This window comes from Chloroflexaceae bacterium, assembly GCA_025057155.1.
In the GTDB taxonomy this organism is placed as follows: Bacteria; Chloroflexota; Chloroflexia; order Chloroflexales; family Chloroflexaceae; genus JACAEO01.
Map to the genome: position 1 here is coordinate 119,224 of JANWYD010000008.1, position 21,687 is coordinate 140,910.

General features: G+C 65.6%; 16 protein-coding genes and 1 other RNA gene. 8 read left to right on the plus strand and 9 right to left on the minus strand.

Going from position 1 to position 21,687, the window contains the following annotated elements; genetic code table 11:
- Positions 1 to 41 precede the first annotated feature (41 nt).
- Together NZU74_08845 and NZU74_08850 are read right to left on the minus strand one after the other, a co-directional pair.
- Positions 42 to 914, minus strand: a complete 873-nt coding sequence (locus NZU74_08845) for a sulfurtransferase (protein ID MCS6881427.1) — start codon at positions 912 to 914, stop codon at positions 42 to 44.
- 112 nt (positions 915 to 1,026) lie between these two features.
- Positions 1,027 to 3,510 carry a ligase-associated DNA damage response DEXH box helicase gene (locus tag NZU74_08850; GenBank protein ID MCS6881428.1) on the minus strand — a complete coding sequence of 828 codons (2,484 nt, stop codon included), beginning with the start codon at positions 3,508 to 3,510 and terminating at the stop codon, positions 1,027 to 1,029.
- 194 nt (positions 3,511 to 3,704) lie between these two features.
- On the opposite strand from NZU74_08850, the gene NZU74_08855 reads away from it, so the two are divergent.
- The gene (locus NZU74_08855; protein MCS6881429.1) at positions 3,705 to 4,055 is read left to right on the plus strand and encodes a hypothetical protein; all 351 of its coding nucleotides are present in this window, start codon (positions 3,705 to 3,707) and stop codon (positions 4,053 to 4,055) included.
- A 178-nt stretch (positions 4,056 to 4,233) separates the two neighbouring features.
- On the opposite strand, the gene NZU74_08860 is transcribed toward NZU74_08855, so the two are convergent.
- A complete protein-coding gene (locus NZU74_08860) occupies positions 4,234 to 6,471 on the minus strand; it encodes a 6-phosphofructokinase (protein MCS6881430.1) in 2,238 nt (745 codons plus the stop codon).
- A gap of 623 nt (positions 6,472 to 7,094) precedes the next feature.
- On the opposite strand from NZU74_08860, the gene NZU74_08865 reads away from it, so the two are divergent.
- The 6 genes from NZU74_08865 to can all read left to right on the plus strand — a co-directional run bounded on the left by NZU74_08865 (position 7,095) and on the right by can (position 13,967).
- Positions 7,095 to 7,604 carry a VUT family protein gene (locus NZU74_08865; GenBank protein ID MCS6881431.1) on the plus strand — a complete coding sequence of 170 codons (510 nt, stop codon included), beginning with the start codon at positions 7,095 to 7,097 and terminating at the stop codon, positions 7,602 to 7,604.
- Between the two features lie 63 nt (positions 7,605 to 7,667).
- Positions 7,668 to 8,405 (plus strand): YaaA family protein, encoded by a 738-nt coding sequence (locus NZU74_08870; GenBank protein ID MCS6881432.1) that lies wholly within the window; start codon positions 7,668 to 7,670, stop codon positions 8,403 to 8,405.
- Complete coding sequence (locus NZU74_08875; protein MCS6881433.1) at positions 8,402 to 9,898, plus strand: DNA double-strand break repair nuclease NurA; 1,497 nt, start codon at positions 8,402 to 8,404, stop codon at positions 9,896 to 9,898. The genes NZU74_08870 and NZU74_08875 overlap by 4 nt, the downstream gene beginning before the upstream one ends.
- 128 nt (positions 9,899 to 10,026) lie before the next feature.
- The gene (locus NZU74_08880) at positions 10,027 to 11,907 is read left to right on the plus strand and encodes an ATP-binding protein (GenBank protein ID MCS6881434.1); all 1,881 of its coding nucleotides are present in this window, start codon (positions 10,027 to 10,029) and stop codon (positions 11,905 to 11,907) included.
- A 360-nt stretch (positions 11,908 to 12,267) separates the two neighbouring features.
- Positions 12,268 to 13,299 (plus strand): hypothetical protein, encoded by a 1,032-nt coding sequence (locus tag NZU74_08885; protein ID MCS6881435.1) that lies wholly within the window; start codon positions 12,268 to 12,270, stop codon positions 13,297 to 13,299.
- Between the two features lie 17 nt (positions 13,300 to 13,316).
- Positions 13,317 to 13,967, plus strand: a complete 651-nt coding sequence (can, locus tag NZU74_08890) for a carbonate dehydratase (GenBank protein ID MCS6881436.1) — start codon at positions 13,317 to 13,319, stop codon at positions 13,965 to 13,967.
- A gap of 73 nt (positions 13,968 to 14,040) precedes the next feature.
- Here the strand turns inward: can and NZU74_08895 are convergent, their stop codons facing one another.
- The 3 genes from NZU74_08895 to NZU74_08905 form a co-directional block, all read right to left on the minus strand.
- The gene (locus NZU74_08895) at positions 14,041 to 14,997 is read right to left on the minus strand and encodes a ribose-phosphate pyrophosphokinase (protein MCS6881437.1); all 957 of its coding nucleotides are present in this window, start codon (positions 14,995 to 14,997) and stop codon (positions 14,041 to 14,043) included.
- A gap of 158 nt (positions 14,998 to 15,155) precedes the next feature.
- Positions 15,156 to 16,619 (minus strand): sensor histidine kinase, encoded by a 1,464-nt coding sequence (locus NZU74_08900; protein MCS6881438.1) that lies wholly within the window; start codon positions 16,617 to 16,619, stop codon positions 15,156 to 15,158.
- 87 nt (positions 16,620 to 16,706) lie between these two features.
- Positions 16,707 to 17,630, minus strand: coding sequence for an esterase family protein (locus NZU74_08905; protein MCS6881439.1), 924 nt, complete (start codon positions 17,628 to 17,630; stop codon positions 16,707 to 16,709).
- Between the two features lie 319 nt (positions 17,631 to 17,949).
- Here NZU74_08905 and ssrA point away from each other — a divergent pair.
- Positions 17,950 to 18,318: a transfer-messenger RNA gene (ssrA, locus tag NZU74_08910) on the plus strand.
- Positions 18,319 to 18,393: 75 nt separating this feature from the next.
- Here the strand turns inward: ssrA and NZU74_08915 are convergent.
- From NZU74_08915 to NZU74_08925, 3 genes are all read right to left on the minus strand, one after another.
- Positions 18,394 to 20,124, minus strand: a complete 1,731-nt coding sequence (locus NZU74_08915) for an NADPH-dependent assimilatory sulfite reductase hemoprotein subunit (protein MCS6881440.1) — start codon at positions 20,122 to 20,124, stop codon at positions 18,394 to 18,396.
- A 143-nt stretch (positions 20,125 to 20,267) separates the two neighbouring features.
- Positions 20,268 to 20,819 (minus strand): adenylyl-sulfate kinase, encoded by a 552-nt coding sequence (gene cysC / locus NZU74_08920; GenBank protein MCS6881441.1) that lies wholly within the window; start codon positions 20,817 to 20,819, stop codon positions 20,268 to 20,270.
- 78 nt (positions 20,820 to 20,897) lie between these two features.
- A complete protein-coding gene (locus NZU74_08925) occupies positions 20,898 to 21,650 on the minus strand; it encodes a phosphate ABC transporter ATP-binding protein (GenBank protein ID MCS6881442.1) in 753 nt (250 codons plus the stop codon).
- Positions 21,651 to 21,687: the final 37 nt, after the last annotated feature.

The following is a 21,687-nucleotide window of genomic DNA, read 5'->3' on the forward strand; positions in this document are numbered from 1 at the left end:
CATGTTCAGCCCGGAACGCCAATCCAAAATCCCAGATCAGATCACTTCTCCAGCGGTTTATTCGGGTCGTTGCCCCATTCGTTCCACGACCCATCGTAGATGGCCACCCGCCTCCCCGTGATCATCTCCAGGGCCAGGGCGACAGGGGTGGCCGAAACGCCCCCGTTGCAGTATGCCGCCACCTCGCGCCCCTCCAGGTCGTCGAGCGGCGTTCCTGCGGCCAGGAAGCGCGCCCGTAGCTCCTCCACCGGCGCGAAGGTGTGCAGATCGGGGTCGAGCAGGCTCTGGTAGTACACGTTCAGCGCGCCAGGGATGTGCCCGCCTCGGGCCGCGCGCGACTCCTCGCCCCGATACTCGGCCTCGTTCCGGGCGTCAATCAGCACCATGCCGGTGTTCAGCCCGGCCAGGATCTGCGCTGCGGTGCGGCGCAGTTCGGGCCGGGGCCGCGGAGTGAAGATGGCGGGCGGGTAGTTCGGCACGTCGGTGGTCAGGGGTCGCCCCTCGGCCTGCCATTTGACCAGGCCGCCGTTGAGGATGCGGGCGTTTTCAAAGCCGTAGTAACGGAGCACCCAGAGCAGACGGCCGGCAAACATCGCGAACCAGTCGTCGTAGGCCACGACTACGCTGTCGTCGCCGATGCCCCGCTCGCCCAGCACGCGGGCGATCTGCTCCGGCGGGGCCACCTGCACCGGCACCGGGTCATCCAGGTCCACGATGTCGCGGGTCCAGTCGAGGTACACCGCGCCGGGGATGTGGCCGGCGGCATAATCGGCGTGGCGGGCGAAGTAGTGGGGTTTCGGCTCGGTGGGCGGCAGCACCAGGCCGCGCATGTCCACAATGCGCAGGCGCGGGTGGCCGAGGTGCTCGGCCAGCCACGCGGTGCTGACCAGGGGGCCTTCGGGCAGGGTGATCATCAGGACTCCTTCGTTACACTGGATGGAGCCCGGGGAGGCGCCGCCTCCCCGCAGCCGCCTTCTGTTCGGCCCGCGTTGGAGGAGGGTGGGGAAACCAGGTTTCCCCACGCCTCTACCCGACCGCGCGCTCCAGGCGCGCCTGCATGCGCCGCACACGCTCGGCCAGTTCCTCGGAACTGACCCGTTCGCGCAGGCGTTCGACCAGCAGGGGGAAGGCAAAGGGCGTCGGGCGAGGCGTGGGCGCGATGGTGACGCGCCCGGCGGCAAGGCGATCAAGCGTCGCCCGCAGACGCTGGTGTTCGAGCTGCCGCTCCAGCACTTCGCGGCGGGCCTGGTGCAGCAGCATATTGTGCGGGTCGTACTGCTGGAACACGTCGTAGAACAGGTTGCTGCCGGCCTGCAACTGGCGGGCGCTACGCCGCTCGCCGGGCGGCCCCACCACCACCAGCCCGGCCACGCGGGCGATCTCGCGGAACTGCCGGCGGGCCAGTTCCGCAGCGTTGAGCGCGGCCAGCAGGTCCTCGGCCAGCCCGTCGGCGGATAGCGCCTCGCGCAGATCGCCCTCGTCCTCCAGGGGCGGCGGCTCGGCGGCAAGCAGTTCAAAGCCGTAGTCGTTGGCGGCCACGCTGAAGGTGATCGGTCGCCGCCGGGCGAGCCGGTAGGCCAGCAGCGCCGCCAGGCCCTCGTGGACCAGGCGCCCCTCGAAGGGGTAGATAAACAGATGGTAGCCGTCACGGGTGCGGGTGCGCTCGACCAGCAGTTCGTCGGCGGCGGGCAGGCGCGACCAGCGGGCCTGCAATGCCAGCACCGGGCGCAGGGCCTCCAGTTCGGGGTCGTCGAACATGCCGTCGCGGGCAGCCTGGAGCCGCTCGCGCACCGCCGCGGCCAGTTCGGTCGAGAGGGGCAGGCGCCCGCCGGTCCAGCGGGGCACGGCGCCGTCGGCGGCTGTGGCCCGGCGCACCCAGGCGGTCATCTCCTTCACCCGCACGAACTCCAGCACCCGCCCGGCGAAGGTGAAGCGGTCGCCAGGGCGGAGGCGGGCGATGAAGGACTCTTCGACCGTGCCGAGTTGTTCGCCGCTGAGGTAGCGCACGACCATGGCCGCGTCGGCGGTGATGGTGCCGATGGCCTGGCGGTGGCGGCGGGCAATGGCCTCGTCGGTGACGCGGTAGCGCCCGTCGGCGTCGGGGCTGACGCGGCGGTACTCGGGGTAGGCGTCGAGGGCGCTGCCGCCGCGGGTCACAAAGTCGAGGCACCAGCGCCACTCTTCGTCGCTCAGATCGTGGTAGGCGGCGGTGGTGCGCACCTCGGCCAGCACGTCGTCGGGGTAAAAGCCGCCTCCGAGGGCCACGGTGACCAGGTGCTGGGCCAGCACGTCGAGGGGCCGGGACAGGGGCGGGCGAGCCTCGATCTGCCCGGCGGCGATGGCCCGGCGCGCGGCGGCGGCCTCGATCAGCTCAAAGGCATGGGTGGGCACACAGGTGGCCCGGCTGGGCGCGCCGGGGCGGTGGCCGCTGCGCCCGGCGCGCTGCAACAGCCGGGCGACGCCTTTCGGGCTGCCTATCTGCAACACCCGCTCCACCGGGCTGAAATCCACCCCCAGGTCGAGGCTGGAGGTGCAGACCACGCAGCGCAGGCGCCCGTCGCGCAGGCCATCCTCCACCCAGGCGCGCGTCTCGGGGGCCAGGGAGCCGTGGTGGAGGGCGATCAGCCCGGCCCACTCGGGGCGCGCCTCGAGCAGCGCCTGGTACCACTGCTCGGTCTGGGCGCGGGTGTTGGTGAAGACCAGGCAACTCTGTACGGCCTCGATCTCGCCCACCACCTGGTCGAGCATGCGCAGGCCCAGGTGCCCGGCCCAGGGAAAACGCTCGATGGTTGCGGGGATCAGCGCGTCAATGACGATGGTCTTGGGCTCCTCCCCCTGAATCAGGCGGCCCGGCGGGCGGGGCGCGGGCAGCGGCGAAGGCCCTTGCACGACCCGGTTGCCCAGGAGCGTGCCCAGGGCGGTATCGAGGTTGCCCAGGGTGGCGGAGAGGCCCCAGGTGCGCAGGGCGGGGCGCCAGCGGCGCAGGCGGGCGAGGGCCAGTTCGACCTGCACGCCGCGCTTGGAAGCCAGCAGTTCGTGCCATTCATCAACCACCACGCAGCGCAGGCCGGAGAAGAGGATCGCGGCATCATCGCGGGCCAGGAGCAGCGACAGGCTCTCGGGGGTGGTCACCAGGGCCTCGGGAAGCTGGCGGCGCTGCCGGGCGCGGGTGGCGGCGCTGGTGTCGCCGGTGCGGGTCTCGACCCGCCAGGTGAGGCCCAGGTCGGCCAGGGGGGCCTGGAGCGTCGCGGCGGTATCGGCGGCCAGGGCGCGCAGGGGGGTGATCCAGAGCACGCAGAGGCCAGGCGGCCCGGCGTCGCCATTCAGCAGCGCCTCGGCGACGGGACCGAACCAGGCCGCGTAGGTCTTGCCGGTGCCGGTGGCGGCGTGGATCAGCCCGCTCTCGCCGGCCAGGTAGGCGGCCCAGGCCGCGCGCTGGAAGGGGAAAGGGGTCCAGCCACGAGCGGCGAACCAGGCGTCGAGATTGGGGAGGGCGGGATGGTCGGGCATAGGGGGGCACGCGGGCTTGCAATGGTAACACTGTACGTATTATAGGCCGATTGCCGGTGTGCTGCATGTCAGGCTTACCACCCACCTCCGCACGCAGTACTACCTTTCATTGGGACCTCCAGGTGAATCCTGGCATCTGACACCTGTTAGTATAATGCCCGCGAACACTCCACATTAGCGTGCAAGGTGAGGCTATGGCAACCAGCAAATCTCGTTCACGTCGCCGTCCAACCGAAATGCTCCAACTGGTTGTCTCGTGCTGCGGCGCCCTTGGAATACTGGCGGGGATTCTACCCTCGCTCATAAGCACCCCGATTGGCTTAACCCTCATCGTTGGACTTGCCCTGGGAACAGGGTTGCATGTGTTCATGAGCGTGCGCTACGGGAGAACGATGGTCAGTGCACTGGTCGAAGTCGGTCTCGTAGGGTTGCTTACCTTTGGCATGACCTACGGCTGTATCTGGTATTTCACGGTGTATCTCGCTGCTCAACCGGATTTCTTGCAGTTTAATATCGGCGTTCCCACACCATCGCCGGTGCGCTGAGGGCATAGCTGAGCATCTTGTCGCTACCAGTCAGAGGCAACCAGCGACGACATACCGCCAGGGGCGACCGGAAGGTCGCCCCTCTCCGCTACTGACGGTCAAATTGCCGTGACTGGTTCGTCGGCCTGTCCCCGTGGCCCCGCGCCATAGTCGTTGGCGTCATACATCTCCCCCATTCTCACTCCTGCTCGTCCTTGGGCGGCTGGTTCAGCGCATCGGCGATCTTCCGCAGGTCCATCCACCACTGGACGCGAGGACGAGAATAGCGGGGATCAATCATGCGCGGAAACTCGTCCAGGCTGGCCATGTGCAGCTTCCCGCCGGTGTAGCCGATGAAGGCCCCCTCGGCGCGACCGTTTGTGGCATTGTCGATCAGGAACTCCACGCACTTGACCGCCAGGCGCGTGGCGTGGATGCGGTCGAAGGGCGAGGGATCGCCGCCCTGCTGGAGATGGCCCAGAATGGATTGCCGCACCTCGAAGAGGTTGCCGCCCTCCTCCTCGAACAGGTTGCAGATGAACGAGGTGGTGTACACCGGATTGGCGCGTTCGTTGCGGATCACCAGCGCCAGACGCTTGCCGCGCTTGAACCAGTAGATCATCTCATCGAGGTCGGCCTGCAAGTCGCGCAGCTTGATGCCCACCTCGGGCAGATAGACCTGCTCGGCGCCGCTGGCCAGACCGCCCATGAGCGCCAGATAGCCGCAGTCGCGGCCCATCACCTCGACCACAAAGCAGCGGCGCGCCGCGACCGCCGATTGCTTGATGCGGTCCACGGCCTCGACGATGTTGTTGAGGGCGGTATCAGCGCCGATGGAGAGTTCCGAGCCGGGGAGGTTGTTGTTGATTGTAGCGGGCATGCAGATCAGCGGGATGTTGAAGGCCGGGAAAATATGCCGCTCGGTGAAGAGCTTGTGCATTGCCTGGTAGCCGGCCCAGCCGCCGATCATCAGGATGCCGTTGATCTGATGTTCCTCAATGTTGCGCGCCACCTTGTAGAGTTCGGAGCCCTGGGGCACCTTGCGGTTGGTGCCCAGTTCGGCCCCGCCCATCGTGGCCCAGCCGCTCACGCTCATCCAGTCCATCTCGATAATGTCCCCGTCAATCAGACCGTGGAAGCCATTGCGCACTCCCAGGGTCTTGTGCCCGCGGTGCAGAATGAGGCGCACAGCGGCGCGGACGGCGGTATTCATCCCCGGCGCGGGGCCGCCGGCGTGCATAATCGCAAAGCGCAGGGGCCTGGCGTTTGGCTTGCCCGTGGGCGGCTGGGACTGGATGAGAGTCTGGAGGGTTTCATAGGCTTCGATGAAACTGCGCCCGCGCAACTCCATGGCGCGCTCATAGTTGTGAGCGGCGATGGCCTCGGCGACCGCGCGGGTCTGGGCGACGCTCTCCATCAATGGCACAGGCGTGACGCGATTCTCGCGGATGCCGATCACCTGCGGTTCGCGCTCGGGCGGAGATTTGAGCAACTCCTCGACGGCGGTGTAGCCGAGCAGGGTGCTCATCCAGCGGTCGAAGGCGCTGGGCGCGCCGCCGCGCTGCACATGGCCGAGGATGGTCACGCGGGTGTCCTCGCCGAGGCGCTCCTCCAGCACCTGACGCACCTGCTCGGCGGTGATCGGGTTGCCATGACGATCCTGCGCGCCCTCAGCGACGATTACAATCGTATCGAGGCGCCCGCTCTGCCGTCCGGTGCGAAGGGCGTCGCACATCTCGGTCTGCCAGTCGTCGGTAGCGGGCGGGCGTTCAGGAATGAACACCCAGTCGGCGCTGCCGGAGATCGCGCCCATCAGGGCCAGGTAGCCGCAGTTGCGACCCATCACTTCGACCACGAAGGTGCGCTGGTGGCTGGCCGCGGTGGAGGCGATGGCATCGAGGGCCTCGGTGATGCGGTGGAGCGCGCTATCGGCGCCAATGGTCATATCGGTGCCGGCAAAATCGTTGTCAATCGAGCCGACCATGCCCACCAGGGCGAGATGGGGATGGCGGGCGGCAACCTCGGCGGAGATGCGGCCCTCCTCCACCAGTTCGCGCAGCAACTCGGGCCACTCCTGACGGAAGGCATTGGCGCCGGTGAGGCTGCCATCACCGCCAATCACCACCAGCCGGTCAATGCCATGGGCCAGCAGGTTGGCCGCGGCGGCGCGTCGGCCCTCGCGAGTAAGAAAGGCGGTGCTGCGGGCCGTGCCGATCACCGTGCCGCCCTTGTGCAGAATGCCCCCGACGCTGTACCAATCCATCGGGTGGATGTAGTTGCCACCCTTGACCATCCCCTCGTAGCCCTCGCGAATGGCGTATACCTCGCAGCCCCGGGTGATGGCGGTGCGCACCACGGCGCGCACGGCGGCGTTCATGCCCTGCGCGTCGCCGCCGCTGGTCATCACGCCAATGCGGATCTTCTGTCCGGCCGACATACGGAGTCCTCCCCTCTTCTCCAGTGGCTGTAGCCCCCATCATACCAAATTCGGTCGCAGGCTGGCATGGGGTTAAGGGGTGCGTCAGAATTGCCCGTGAGAGGTTCAGGCCCTCTCAGGCCCCTGCCAGATGAAGGGTTTTGAAGCGAGAAGGGAGTTTCTGCATCTCGATGCGCTTACAACCTTCGTCCCCCTGACCTCGCGGGAGTAGATGCGCATGTGAGACCTGACAGGCAGGCTCCAGGATGCCGCTGCGTGAACCAGGATCGCCCGTGCGCCTGCCTGTCAGGTCGTTGTGTCATCCCCCTGGTAGCCGTTCGCGCGAGAGGAGGTCTCTGCAGCCGAATGCGCCGACGATCCTCACCCTGTCTCTCTCGCGCACCTTGCATGGCAGAGGAACGATTTGGAACCCGGCCTTCCTGATATTCTGACCGGCCGCTCGCCCCTGCCGGTTTGATCGGCGCCGCCCGACGCTCCACCGGCGCCGCTATGCGGTAAACTGGTGTATTTGAACTTGGCAGGATATAATAGGTCATCTGTTAAGGCGTCTTTCCTTGCTCCTTGGTGATTGAAGCGCTCGCCGCCAGTGTCCAGGCAATCTTGCCGCGTCGAGGGAGATAGTTGTGGCAATCCGCAACCCCGGTCTGATCACCCTTATTGGTTACGTGTTGACCATCATCCTTGCTAATGTCGCCATCATTATCTTCGGCATCGTCCCGGTTGGTTTTGGGTTGATGGCCCCCGCCGGGGTGTACTTTGCCGGTCTGGTCTTCTCGCTGCGCGACGCGCTCCACGAGACGCTTGGGCGGCGCTGGGTGGTGGGGGCGATTCTGCTGGGCGCGGCAATCTCCGCGGCGCTAAGCCCCCAACTGGCCCTGGCCAGCGGCCTGGCCTTTCTGTTCAGCGAACTGGCTGACTTCGTGGTCTACTCGCCATTGCGCGAGCATAACCGCCTGGGGGCCGTTGCGGCCTCGAATACGGTTGGCGTGGTGGTAGACAGCGCGCTCTTCCTGTGGCTGGCGTTTGGCTCATTGCAGTTCCTGGCCGGCCAGATCGTCGGCAAGCTGTGGATGACCGCGTTCACGGTGATGATCATGCTCGCCTGGCGCCGCCTGGCAACCCGTCCGGCGTGAGGAGAAGATTGAGAGGAGAGTCACGCCGCGAGCAGCGCCCTCTAGCGAATACGACAATCCGCGATGGCTCAACCCGATGCATTCCTACTGCTCGCCTGCTCGCAACGCAAGCGCGCCGACCCTGATCCGCTTCCGGCGCTGGATCGTTATGATGGTCCGCAGTTTCGGCTTGTGCGGAACTATCTCCGCGCTCATCCCGCCGCGTGGTCGAGCCTGGAGATTGCCATTCTTTCGGCGCGCTTCGGCCTCCTCTCCGCCTCCGAGCGCATTTCCGCCTACGAACAGCGGATGACCCCGGCGCGGGCGTTGCAGCTCCGCCCGGAGGTAATGGCCGCGCTGCGGCAGTATGTTCAGCGCGCCAGCTACCGGCGCTGCTGCGTCGCCATCGGTCGCGACTATGCGCCGGCCGTTGAAGGGCTTGAAACCATTCTGCCGGATAATTGTACCATTACCCGCCTCCAGGGTTCCCCTGGCGAACGGCTCGCCAGCCTTTTCGACTGGTTGTACGGCAACCAGGCCCGACCAGGCCGGCGGCGGCCCCTTCCTTCAGGGTGCGCCCATCTATGTGGAATTGAGATTTGCCTCGAACCCGAAGCGGTGCTCGCATGCGGCTTGAACGCCCTGCGTGCTCAGCAGACGCCGCCTCCCCAGCCGAAAGCCTGGTACGTGGAGCTTGACGGGCACAGGGTTGGCCCCAAATGGCTGGTCAGCCAGCTCGCCGGCCTGCCGGTCAGCGCCTTCAGTACGACGGACGCCCTGCGAGTGCTCGCCGCGCTAGGGGTGGAGGTGCAACGCCTATGAACGATACGCCGCTGTCCGACCGATGGTTCACCGAGGCCGGGGTGCAGGAGGACCTGCAACGTCAACCGCACCTCTTCGCGCGGCTGGCGGAGAATGCCCTGACCGTCGCTGAAAGCCTGCGCGGAAACTACTTCAAGAATACAGCCAGGTTCATCGCCGCCCTGCGCCGGGCGATTGCCGAAACCCGGGCAGGACGCCGCCCTGAGCCGGTGCTGGAGGTGTATCCGGTACCCGCAACTTCATGGGCCGATGTACGGGGAGAGGTGGTTACCTTCATTGACGGTGGGGTCGGGCAGGTGCAACTGGCCAGCCGGGTGCCTATCCTGCTGCGGGTCGGCTCCTACCGGGTGCGCACCGGGGAACGTCAGTTAAGCGAACGCGAGCAGTTCGGCTACTATCCCGTCATTCTGGGCGATCTTGAAGGCGGGAGCAAGGAGCGGAAAGACTTCGTTGATATTGTGCGCATCACCGCCGAGTTGCTGGCGGGACTGTCGGCCCTGGAACGCACACCCGACCTGCGCGTGCTGATGTTCCACGGCCCGCTGACCTACCTGGTTGGCAGTTATGCCGGGCATACGCCGTTTACCGAGCGGGATATCGATCTCTTTTTGCACCAGTACGCGCCGGACGCGCCGGGCGCACACCGGTTGAAAGAGATGTTTTTGCAGCAGGCCCATGTTGATGTCTACCCGGGGATGACCAGGCGCCCGGACGAATGGGCGCGGCAGCGGGTCTTTGAGCCGTTAGCGTTCATGGCCTTTCTGCTGCGGCAACTCCGCGACGCGGCCCGGCGGCGCCCGCAGCCGGTCTATATCGTCGGCGTCGTTGAGCGGGGCGCCCTGCGCGATTTCAGTGAAACCGTTTTGCTAAAGCGCGTGTTTCGCGGCCTGCGCGAAAAGGGCAACGGTGATTACTTCAACAGGCTCTATGGCAGAACCGATCTGTCAACACCGAAAGCCCTCCTTGACCGCTTAGGCTATACTGATGCGCTGCTACTGGCGATGCTGCTGGAGCCGGGAGAGTACGCTGAGAGCTGGGTCATTCACAAGTTTGAGGGCCTGAGACGGGGCGAAGTCGGCCTGCCCGGAGAGGCGGGTGAGGAGATCGTCAACTTTGAGGTCCTTAAACCCCCTGCTCCATCTGGCTTCCCGCCGATCCGCGGCTGTTATCTGCACGTTGCGGAGATTGCCGATCCGCTGCGGATTGAGGTGTTCGACGAACTTGCCACCCCCGCGTACCTGGAAGAGGTCGTCCGCCGCGTGTATCTGTACGCGCGGCTGTTACCTGGATACGGTTTTCCGGTTGGTCTGGACATCGCCGACAAATATGCCCACATCCCGGCATGGTTGACCGACGCCTACGGCAAACTGATCCGCTACCATCTGGGGGTGAGCCTGCAACAGGGGGAGATCAGCGACGCCGAGATGCGGCGGGTGCTGGTGCAGGCCATTTATATGACCCATCGGGACTGGCTCTTTCGTCCGGAACCCTGATGGGATTTTGGATTTTGGATTTGGGATTTTGGATTTGGGATTGCGGATTGGGATCGGCGTAGTCGAATGTGGCCACCGTCGCGCTGAGGCTCGAACGGGCCGTCTGGAACCGTGTAGGGAGTTGAGCTATGACAACTTCACGATCCCGTCAGGCGCTCCAACCCTCTCCTGATCTGGCCGCGCCACCGGCGCCACCGGAGTATGTGGGCACTATCGTCGGCGAGAGCACCAGCCGCGAGTTTCGGCTGGCGATCGCCCAGGAAGCCGTGCGGGAACAGGATCTGATCGCCGTTGACGCTGAACTGCGTCCGAGCAGTAGCGAGGGTCCGGCCCGGCCCATCCGTGTATGGGCCAAGGTACAGCGCATCGAGCGCATCAATCCGCTCTTCCCGCGGGAAGCCGGCCACGAACTGGCCGCCACGCGCACGAACCCCTTTGATACGGTCCTGTCATTGAGCCGCGAGATGGTGACCGCGGTGTGCCAGGTGTTAGGCGTGGAACCACGCGAGGCCAGCGCGCGCGGCAAACTCGACCAGTTGCGCTACCCCCCGCAACCGGCCAGCAGCGCCTACCGTCCGAGCACCGAGGATATGGCGCGCGTGGTGCTCGGTGAACTGGCCCAACGCGCCAATCGCGCCCTCGACATCGCCACCCTGTCGAATCGCCCCGAAGTGTCGGTCAGCGTTGATGGGCACGCGATCGTGACCCGTCACCTGGCGATCCTGGCCATGACCGGCGCCGGCAAGAGCTGGACCGCGCGGCGCATCATCGAACAGCTCGCGGCAAAGAACTACCCGATTGTGATTTTTGATCCTCATGGGGATTACACGGGCCTGGCCGATGTTCCGACGCTCGCACCGCGTGTGCGTCGCTACTGCGCGCAATTTCCATTGTTTGATGAAGACGCCGATGCGGTGGCAAGAATTGTAAACGCTTTAGGATACGAACTCACAGATGCAATGAAAGAGCGATTTGCAGCTTTATTCAATGCAGCTATCCGGTTTGCGAACGCCGATGAAGAGGAACTGAAAGAAAGGGTGCAATGGCTTGCTGAAAGGTTGGGGAAAGACGATCTGCGCACCCATGGCGTCAAGCGTGACATGTGGCTGATCGCCAATCTTGCCGAAGCCGGCGAGTTGACGTTGCGCGCGAATGATGATGACGGCAAGAACTTGCTGGTCGAGTGGGGATGGGAAGGCTTCGGCAACTATTCAAAACGCGACGCTAACACATTAGAGGGTATCAAGAAGCGCGCCTATAAGGCGGCAAGAGTTTTACAGAACATGGAACAGATCAATCGGAAGATTGCCCGCAGTACGAACCCGCTTCCGACAGATCGCAAGGAGCTTGTACGCTATGGAGGCATAAGCATTATCGCGCTTGCCGGCTACACCAGCGACTTCCAGGCCACCATCTACAGCCTGATTGCGAATGATCTGTTCCAGGCGCGGGTGCAAGAAGAACTGAAACTGCCAGTGCTGCTGGTGCTGGAAGAGGCGCACAATTTCGCGCCGGGGCGCGCCAACACCGCCGCGGAGGAGCGTTCGATTGCCATCACCAAGCAGATCGCCCAGGAAGGGCGGAAGTTCGGCATTGGCCTGGTGATGATCAGCCAGCGGCCCTCGCGTCTCGATGAAACCACTCTGTCGCAGTGCAACTCCTACATCATCATGCGCCTGGTAAACCCGGCTGACCAGAACTTCGTGCGCAAGGTGATCGAGAGTCTGGGCGAAGACGATGCCCGTCTGCTGCCGGATCTCGACGTTGGTGAGGCGTTGCTGTCGGGCCAGTTGATCAACTTCCCGGTGCTGGTGCGGATCAAACCGCCAGAGTCCCAGGGCGAACGGGAAGAAGAAGATGCATTCGAGGCCCTCGAAGCAGCCCATCGCCAGCAGCAACAGGCGAAGCGGCAGCCGGCTGATCGCGACGGAAAAACCCTCGAAAATACGCCCTCGCGACCAGGGAGCGGGGGAACATCCTCGTGGAAGGGAACGGCTAATGAAGATTAAGAATATAAACCGGTATTCGCCCGGCAGCCCGGCGGCTGAAGCCGCGGGCTACCGATGCGAAGCCCGCCTGCGCGGGCGATGCCGGATTTAATTCTTAATTTCACAAGTCATTACAACGCGGATTTCAAACGATATTATTCCCTACAAGGAACAATACGTAATGACGACTTTCGTCATCCCGCCATCATAAGCAAAAAAGCCGCATAATGACGACTTTCGTCGTCCGGCCATCACCAGGCAACATCCGTATGAGGCGCGTGAGTCAACCAGGGTTAACGCAGAAAACGCCCTTTGCGCATGAAAAACTCTACGCCTGAGAGCGAAACGCGCAGATTTCACGGCGGTCGCGGAGCAACAGAGGTGAATATCGTCGCCGGTCTGAGCCTGAAGAATCTGAAACCGCGCGTCTGGGACCCCGCCTCGCCGTACTACCTTCCCGACCTGACGGCGGTCATGGTGTCATATGCCGATTTTCATCGTGCGCCCCGGCAGCGCCGCGCGGCAATGGAGCAAACGCTGCGCAGCTACCTGGGAGCGCCTGCGCACGTGCGGATCTATCTGGATAATGGGGCCTTTTACTTTCTTGGCCGCGATGGCGGTATTCCCCTCCACGAATACCAGGAGTTTGTGCAGGTCGCCCAACCTGACTGGTATCCGATCCCCCAGGATTTTATTCCGACGCCGCACATGGACGACGAAGCGCAACTGCGGTGTCTTTGCCGCACGATGGAGATGAATCGCGCGTTCGAGCACAATGGGTTTGTGCCCGTCATGCACATCAGTCGGCAACTTCCCAGATATCTGGAGGAGTTCACCAGGAGCACGAAGCTGACCCAGAAGGAGCGCGTCGCCCTGGGAGGCATGGTGCCCAACCTGTTGCGCGCGCCCCGCGCCATGCCCTACGCCGAAATCTTGAGAGGTCTGGATCAGGTGCGTCGGACACTGGTCAACAAAGAGTTGCACGCCTTTGGACTTGGCGGAACGGCCACGCTGCACCTGGCGGCCCTCTTCAGCATCGACTCGCTCGACTCGTCGGGCTGGCGCAATCGCGCGGCGCGGGGCATTGTCCAGCTACCAGGACGGGGTGATCGGGTGGTAGCGAACATGGGCAGTTGGCGCGGGAGGGAACCGGACGCAGCCGAGTGGTCCATGCTGGCCGCGTGCCCCTGTCCGGCGTGCCGGCGGTTCGGCGTCGCCGGGCTGACCGCGAGCGGCATAGAAGGCTTCTGCAACCGCGCCACGCACAACCTCTGGGTCTTGCTGCGAGAAGCGCGGGATATCGCAGCGCACCTGGCAGCGAAGACCTATCGCGACTGGTACTCCTGTCATGTCGAGAACGCGATTTACCGATCCCTGGTGCGCGACGCCCTGACGTTGCGGGCGGATCAGTGAAAGAAGGAGCGCCTCGTATGCGAACCCTCAGCTACCTGTTCAACAACAATCGGAAGTGGGCCGCCGCGATTCTCGAGCGCGATCCGGGATTCTTCGAGAAACTCTCGCGCCAGCAGGCCCCCAGGTATGTGTGGATTGGCTGCTCTGACAGCCGTGTTCCGGCCAACGATATCGTCGGCCTGCTGCCAGGGGAACTCTTCGTTCACCGGAACGTGGCCAATCAGGTCATCCACACCGATCTGAACTGCCTGGCGGTGCTCCAGTACGCAGTGGAAGTGCTGCGGGTCGAGCATGTGATCGTCTGCGGGCACTACGGCTGTGGTGGAGTCAAGGCTGCTATGCTCAATACACACCTGGGCCTGATTGACAACTGGCTCCGGCACATCCAGGACGTGATGCATAAGCACGCCGCGCTGCTGGAGGGTCTGCCTGATGACGAGCAGCGCCTCGACCGGCTCTGCGAGTTGAACGTGATCGAGCAGGTGGTCCACGTTGCGCACACGACGGTGGTGCAGAGCGCCTGGGAGCGCGGGCAGGATCTGGAGATCCACGGCTGGATCTACCGCATCTCCGATGGCCTGCTGCACGACCTGCAAGTGTACGCCAGGAGCGAGGCGGAACTCCAGGAGCATTACCAGCGCGCCTGCGCGCGCTATCGCCAGCAGTAAAGAATTAGCCCTGCACGGGAGGGGCTGGGAGGGCGAAGTCCTCCCAGCCCCGTATCATGCAAGAACCCGCCGGTCAATCCGTAAACATTCCGCTCACCGACTCGCGAGTGTGGATGCGCCGGATGGCTTCGGCGAAGAGGGGCGCCACCGATACAACTTCGATCTTCGGTGAGAAGGTCACCGGCTGGGTCTCAATCGAGTCGGTAATGAAGAGCCGTTCGAGAGGACTGGCGTCAATACGCTCCACCGAGCCGGGCGTCAGCACGCCGTGGGTGACCATGGCGTAAACCTTGCGCGCGCCGCGCTCGACCAGGCGTTTAGCTACCTCGGCCAGCGTTCCGCCGGAGATGGTGAAGTCGTCTACGATCAACGCGGTTTTGCCGGCCACATCGCCGATGATCTCCAGCACCTCGGCGTGTTCGTCGTGCCCCGCACGCTCCTTGTTGGCGATGGCCAGCGAGGTGCCGAGCGCATTGGCGTAGCGGCGCGCCGCCTTCACAAAGCCGGCGTCGGGCGAGACCACTACCAGATTGGGGAGGTGCAACTCGCGGATGCGTTCGACCAGCACGGGCATGGCGTACAGGTTGTCCACCGGCACATGGAAGAAGCCCTGGATCTGGGGCGCGTGCAGGTCCATCGTCACCACCCGGTCGCAGCCGGCTACTTCGATGCAGTCGGCGCAGACGCGGGCGCGGATGGAGACGCGCGGTTCGTCTTTCTTGTCGCCCTTGGCGTAGCTGAAGTAGGGAATAACCGCGGTGACCGAGGCGGCGCTGGCCCGGTTGAGGGCGTCAATCCAGAAGAGCAGTTCCATGAAGCTGTCGTTGGTGGGGAAGACCGTGCTCTGCACGACGTAGGCTTCGCGACCGCGGACGTTTTCGAGCACGCGCACGAAGGTGTTGCCTTCGGAGAAAGTGATCACTTCGCCTTTGCCCGGTGTGATCCCTAGACGGTCGCAGATCCTGGCAGTCAGGCGGCGGCTGCTGCTCCCTGCAAAAACGACCATCTCCCCATCAGTTACTGCATTCATCGTTGCCTCGCGTCTCTACCGGCAGGTTGCGGGAACCAGTATAGCACGCGGGATGCGGAAGCGGTGGAGCATCGGGCCATCAAGGCCCGCCGGGATCAATGACGTGATGCGCCGCGGCCATCATCGTCGCGGGTTATCGGGCCGCCACACCCCGCAATCTAGAATCGCGTCATGCGCTCCCCCGCAGCGGTGATCGCGGACTCGCGCGCGTAGCGCAGAGGCAGCCAGACTCGCACCTCAGTCCCCTGGCCGGGCCGGGAGAGGATGGTCAGGCGCCCGTCGAGGGCGGCGGCCCGTTCGCGCATCTGCCGCAGGCCCAGACGGGCGCCGGGCAGTTCGCCCTGCGCGCCGGGGTCGAAGCCCACGCCGTCATCGCGCACGACGATCTGCAGCCCGCCGTCCACCACGCGGAGGGCCACCACCACGTGGCGGGCATTGGCATGTTTGGCGGCATTGTTGAGGGCCTCCTGCACGAAGCGGAACGCGGCCAGTTCGAGGGCGTAGGGCAGATCGGGAGGCAGATCGCTCAACTCCAGTTCCAGATCCCAGTCCTGCTGATCAGCAAACTCGCTCACGAAGCGCCGCAGCGCCCCGGCGAAGCCGAGCTGGCTGAGTTCGATGGGGCGCAGGGCGAAAATGGCGCGGCGCAGTTCTTCGATCTGGCGGCGCAGGTTGGCCTTGAGCGCCTCGAACTCCTCGCGCAGGCGTTCCGGCTCCTGCTCCAGCCAGTCTTCCCACAGGGCGACCCGCATGCGCAGGAAGGCCAGGCTCTGGGCGACGCCATCGTGGAGATCGCGAGCGATGCGCGTGCGTTCAGCGGTAATGGCCTGTTCGAGGGCCACCAGGCTGGCGATCTCGCGGACCCGACGGCGGCTGCCCTGCACCGCCTCGGCGATCTCTCCGCCAACGGTGATCAGGAGCGAGGCGACCTCGGGCGCGAGGCTGCCGGAGGCGTCAGTAACCAGGCCGCTGGTGTCGCGCAGGTAGCACTCGATCCAGCCGACCGGCGCGGCTTCGCCTTCGGCAAGCGGCAGGATCAGGCCGCCACGCAGATCGGCAGGCATTGGTCCACGGGGCGTAAGTGTCTCAGGCTTCACAGGAGGCGGCTGGTCAGGCCGGAGGCCCACGGCGGAGCGGGCCGCGGCCAGTTGCTCTTCCGTCAACCCGCTGCTACGGGCAATGAAGGCGCTGCCCTGCTCATCGTAGAGCATCACCGCCACGGCGCGCGCCCCGACCAGTTCGCCCGGCAGGGTGACCGCATAATCCAGCACCTCGTCGAGGGTGGCGCTGCTGGCGATGCGCTGGTTGAGCTCGTAGAGCACCTGGAGGCGCTGGTGGGCCAGTTGCAGCTCGTCGAGCATACGGCGCTCGGCGGTGCGGTAACGCCGCTCCTGGCCGGCGGCCCAGCTCAGCACGCCCCACACCGCGACCGCCGCCAGCACGCCCCAGAAGAGCGGGTCAAGGGCGCTGATGAGCGGCGTCGTCGGGCGCAGGCCGACCAGTGCCGTCTCTCCCAGGCGAGTGAGGGCGAAGATCAGCCCGATGATCGCCGCCAGGGGCCAGCGCACGCTGCGCAGCGCGGCGGCGATGTCGGGCGGATTCGGGGTTTTATCCACAGCCATAGGCGTTGTTGAGGACGGTTCCGTATACCATAGTTCTACACCTCCACACCTCCACGCCTCCACGCCTCCGCACCTCCACACCGGCCTCTACATCACCCGCGCCAGGGCCTGCCAGTGGAGCGGCAGGGTCTGCTGAATGTGACGGTCGGCGGCGCGCCAGGTGTGCTCGCCATCGGGCAGGGCCGCGACAGGGGCGGCGTTTTCGATGCCCAGGCTCCGCAGGACCCGCACCAGGTATTCACCCCGGTAAAAGTTGGACCCCCAGGGTTCCAGTTGCTCGGGGCCGTACTGGATGAGCCAGGTGATACGGCGCAGGGCGGCGCGATCGGCGCGCAGGAGGAGGCAGACCGGATTGTTGGCGCTGAGATGCTCCGGGTCGCGGGGCACGCCGAGGGCCGGGTCGAACATAGGTTGGGCGAAGAGCGTGTCGCTAAGGCGGGCGCTGGCCCCGGCATCGCTGGCATAGGGAAAGGACCCGTCGAAGGCGCCGACGCTGACGAACAGGTCGGGACGGAGGGCGGCGGCTTTGACCGCCATGTAGCCGCCCAGCGAAAACCCGGCAATGGCGCGCGCGGCGGGCAGGGTGCGCAGGCGTCCGTCAATCGCCGGCAGCAACTCCTCGAAGAAGAAACGCTGAAACAGACCATTGCCGAGGCCCGCCGTGCGCGGCGGAGCGCAGGCGGGGCAGCGAAAATCGGTAAGCAGACCGGGGATGCGATTATCGTCGCTGGCCAGTCCGGGCATGACCAGGATGAGCGGACCAACCGCGCCGCTGGCGCGCAGCCGCTCGTAGACATCAATCACCGTCGTCCCGCCACGACTGTGGTCCTCGTGGGGGTTGATCCACTCGCGCTCGTGGCCGCGGAGCAAAAAGAGCGCCGGAAAGCGGCGCCGGCGCTCCACGGCGTACTCCGGCGGCAGGTAGACGTAGCAGCGCTTCGTCACCCCCAGCAGGCGACTGCGGAGGCGCACGAGCCGCGCGCGAGGATCAACAGCGTGCGTATCTGCCATGGCGTTCCGCAGAGGTGTGGGGGAAAGCCGATTCCCTGCCTTCCACGCGGCGAGGGAACGCGCGCTACCCCGGCGGGCAGGAGAGCGTGCATTCCACGGGCGCCCTGAATCCATCCATCGTCCTCCCACCCTGGCGGGCGGGGTATGCGGAAACCTGGTTTCCCCACCTGAACCAACCGGCGCCGGGGCGCGTGCCGCCGCCGGGGGCGGGGGTTGGGGGAAACCCCGGCTTGCCCGCTTTCCATAAGTCTAACACAACTCCATCAAAGAGCGCATTGACGGCGGCCAGCGAAGCGATATAATATGAGAGGTAATCCGCGGGGATGCTCTGGTATCGACAGGGAGTGAAGACCGTAGATTGCAGGCCGTGCCGCCCAGTCACGTTAAAGGGGCAAGGCAACAACTGCCAACACCAACAAGTGGGCTAAGGCTCCGGCCTACGCCCTCGCCGCGTAACAAACACACGGCGCGCCTCCGCCGGTTCGCTCGATGATCGGCGATCAGGCGTCAGCAAGTCGAGTGCTCCTCAGGTGACTACCTGCTAGCCTGGGGAAAAGATCAGCAGGTTTGCCCAGAGGCCGCCTTGCTCGTTGTGTGGCCGCGGGCGAGCGTAAACAACGAGCTAAGCCTGTAGCATATCTGCGGTTTAGCTTTCTGGACGGGGGTTCGACTCCCCCCATCTCCACCACAGACAAAGCCCGGAGGTAATCCTCCGGGCTTTGTGTTTTGCACGGGGCAATCTGGAGGGTCGCCCCGCTGCTGTTCAGGCGTCACTCGTTTCCGCTTCGGTGTGCCAGCCATGGCCCAGACCGGCGCGGGTGGCCCAGTCGCCGAAGGGCTCGCCGGGGGAGCGCTCGACCCGCCAGCGGGTCAGCAGGGCGCCGATGAGATCGGGAAGTTCGGCAGCTCTGACCTCGGCGCGGTAGAGACGCGCCAGGCGCGTTCCGGCCGGGCATCCGCCCACGTAGACGTTGTACTTGCCAAGGCTGCGCCCGATGATGCCGATCTCGGCCGTGGGCGGGCGCGAGCAACTGTTAGGGCAGCCGCTCAGCCGGAGGTTGACCCGTTCTCCGCCGACGCCGCGAGCTTCGAGTTCGCCGAGGAGCGTGGGCAGGTAGCGCTCGGCCTCGGCCACGGCCAGGCCGCAGGTAGGCAGGGCCGGGCAGGCCAGGGCATGCCGGCGCAGAGTGGTGAGCTCGGCTTCGCCTTCGGCGGTCGCGAGACCATACTCGGCGATCAGCGCGGCGACGGCGTCGCGCTGCGCGGGCGCGATGCGGGCCAGCACGAGGTTCTGTTGCGGGGTCAGGCGCACCTCGGCGCCGGTCAGTTCAATGATCGCCCGCAGCCCCGTGCGCACCCGCTGGCCCCCTTCGTCCTTGATCCGCCCGCTGGCTACCCAGACGCCCACCAGCCAGTTGCCATCGGCCTGCCGCTGCCAGCCCAGATGGTCATCGGCAGCGTAGGGGCCGACTTCGACCGGCGCCTCCAGGGGCCATCCCAGCCGCCGGGCCAGTTCTTCGCGGAACCAGGCCACGCCGCGTTCCTCCAGCACATACTTCAGGCGGGCATGCTTGCGGTTGGTCCGGTCTCCCTCGTCGCGGTAGATCGCGCTGGCGGCCTCAATGACCGCCAGGGCGCGCTCAGGCGGGAGGAAGCCGACCCGGTCGGCCAGGCGCGGGAAGGTCTCGACCTTGCCGTGGGTGCTCCCCAGGCCGCCCCCGGCCAGCAGGTTGAAGCCGCGCAGGGTTCCGCCCTCCTCCACCACGGCTTCGAGAGCCAGGTCGTGGGTGAACAGGTCCACGCAGTTGTCGTGGGGCAGGCCAATGGCCATTTTGTGCTTGCGGGGCATGTAGGTCGGGCCGTAGAAGGACTCTTCGCGGTTGGGCGTGACCTTCACCCGCTTGCCGTCGGCGAGGACCTTTTCGCCATCGAGCCAGAGTTCGTAGTAGGCGGTGCTCTCGGGGAGGAAGCGGTCGTTGATGCGTTGGGCCACGGCCTGCAGGTCGTAGTGATGGCCGGGCAGCAGATCGGCCACCGGGCAGGTCATCACATTGCGGGCCACATCGCCGCAGGCGGCGTAGGTGGTGATCAGGCGCTCGTTGAGGGCCTTGATCAGCGGCTTGAGGTTGGCCCGGCCCACGCCGTGAAACTGGAGCCCCTGGCGGGTCGTGATGCGTAGCGTGCCGTTGCCGTAGCGCGTCGCCAGTTCGTCGGCCAGCAGATACTGGGCGGCGGTCATCCGCCCGCCGGGGGCGCGGGTGCGGACCATGAACTGCCAGGCCCGATCCTGGCCGGCCCGTTTGCGCGCCTGGCGCTGATCGCGATCATCTTGCTGGTAACTGCCATGGGCCTTGAGCAGAATGGCGGCCTCTTCGCTCAGGTGATCCTGTTGGGAATGACGGATCTCCTCCAGCAGAATCCCGCCCAGGCCCGGATTGGCAATTTTGATCTCCTCAACGTGTGACAGGGGCCGCGTCGGATCGGCGATACTCATCGGTCACTCCATTCACGAAAGCGGATAGTTGCGCGAGGGCGCGGCTCTCGCGGACCCTCCTGTGGAGAGCCCCTGCGTTTCCTCGGCCCTCTCGGCGGGCAGAGGGGATGGGGAAACCTGGTTTCCCCATCCCCCTGCAACCCTTAGTCGGCGGCGAGCCGGCGGGCCGGCTGGAGATAGCCCAGCCGTTCCAGGGCGGCGAGGATGCGAGCGGCGCTGGCTTCGGGCGGCTCCTCGGCGCTGCGAATGGTCACTTCAGGGTTCAGGGGCGGCTCGTAGGGGTCGCTGATTCCGGTGAACTGAGGGATCTCGCCGGCCAGGGCCTTGCGGTACAGTCCTTTCACGTCGCGGGCGATCGCCACTTCCAGCGGCACATCCACGAACACCTCGACGAAGCGCCCGATGCGCGCCCGCACCTCGTCGCGCGTGTCGCGGAAGGGCGAAATGGCGGCGGCAATCGCCACTACATCGTTGCGTGTCAGCACCTCGCACACCCAGCCGATGCGCCGGATGTTGGTGTCGCGGTCCTCGCGCGAGAAGCCGAGGCCTTTCGAGAGATGGGTGCGCACCACGTCGCCGTCGAGCACCTCGACCTTGTAGCCGCGGGCGCGCAACTCCGCCTCGACCAGATGCGCCAGGGTCGTTTTGCCGGCCCCGGAGAGGCCGGTGAACCAGAGGGTGAAGCCGATGGTCATAGGGTTCCTTCCTTTGCGGGCGCCCGGCGGCCCCCGCGCTTCGCCGCGGGCGGGGCCGCGGGCAAGGCATACGGATCGTCAGCCAATCTCCCGGGCAAGATAGGCCCGGGTCAATGGGTTGCGCGGATGGTGGAAGACACGACTCGCTGGTCCATCCTCCACCACCTCGCCCAGCCACATGAAGACCACGTAGTCGGCCAGGCGCCGGGCCTGGTCAATATCGTGGGTGACCATCACCAGGGTGTAGCGCTCGCGCAGCGACGCGAGCAGGGTCTCGATGCCGCGGGCCGAGATGGGGTCGAGCGAGGCGGTTGACTCATCGCAGAGCAACACCTCGGGTTGCGCCGCCAGCGCCCGCGCCAGGCAGAGCCGCTGCTGCTGGCCCACCGAGAGGCGATGGGCCGGATCTTTCAGGCGGTGCTGCACCTCGTCCCAGAGGCGCGCCGCTTTAAGGCTGGAAGCCACAAGCTCGCCAAGCTCCTTGCGACCGGCCAGGCCGTGGAGGCGCGGGCCGTAGGCCACGTTGTCGTAGATTGACATCGGCAGCGGGAAGGGCTTCTGGGGCAGCATCCCCACCCGCGCGCGCACCTCGGTCACGTCTACGTCCGGGGCGTAGATGTCTTCGCCATTGATGAGGATCTGGCCGGTGACGCGCACCTGCTCGTTCAGGTCGAGCAGCCGGTTCATGCTCTTGAGCAGGGTGGACTTGCCGCACCCCGAGGGGCCGATGATCGCCGTGATCTGGCCCCCGGGCAGATCGAGGCTGATCTCCCGCAGGGCGTGGTGGCCGCCATACCAGACATTCAGCTTATTGATCGTTATCGTCGGCACCTGTACACCTCGTCGCACCGCGCGTCCGGCGCCTTCT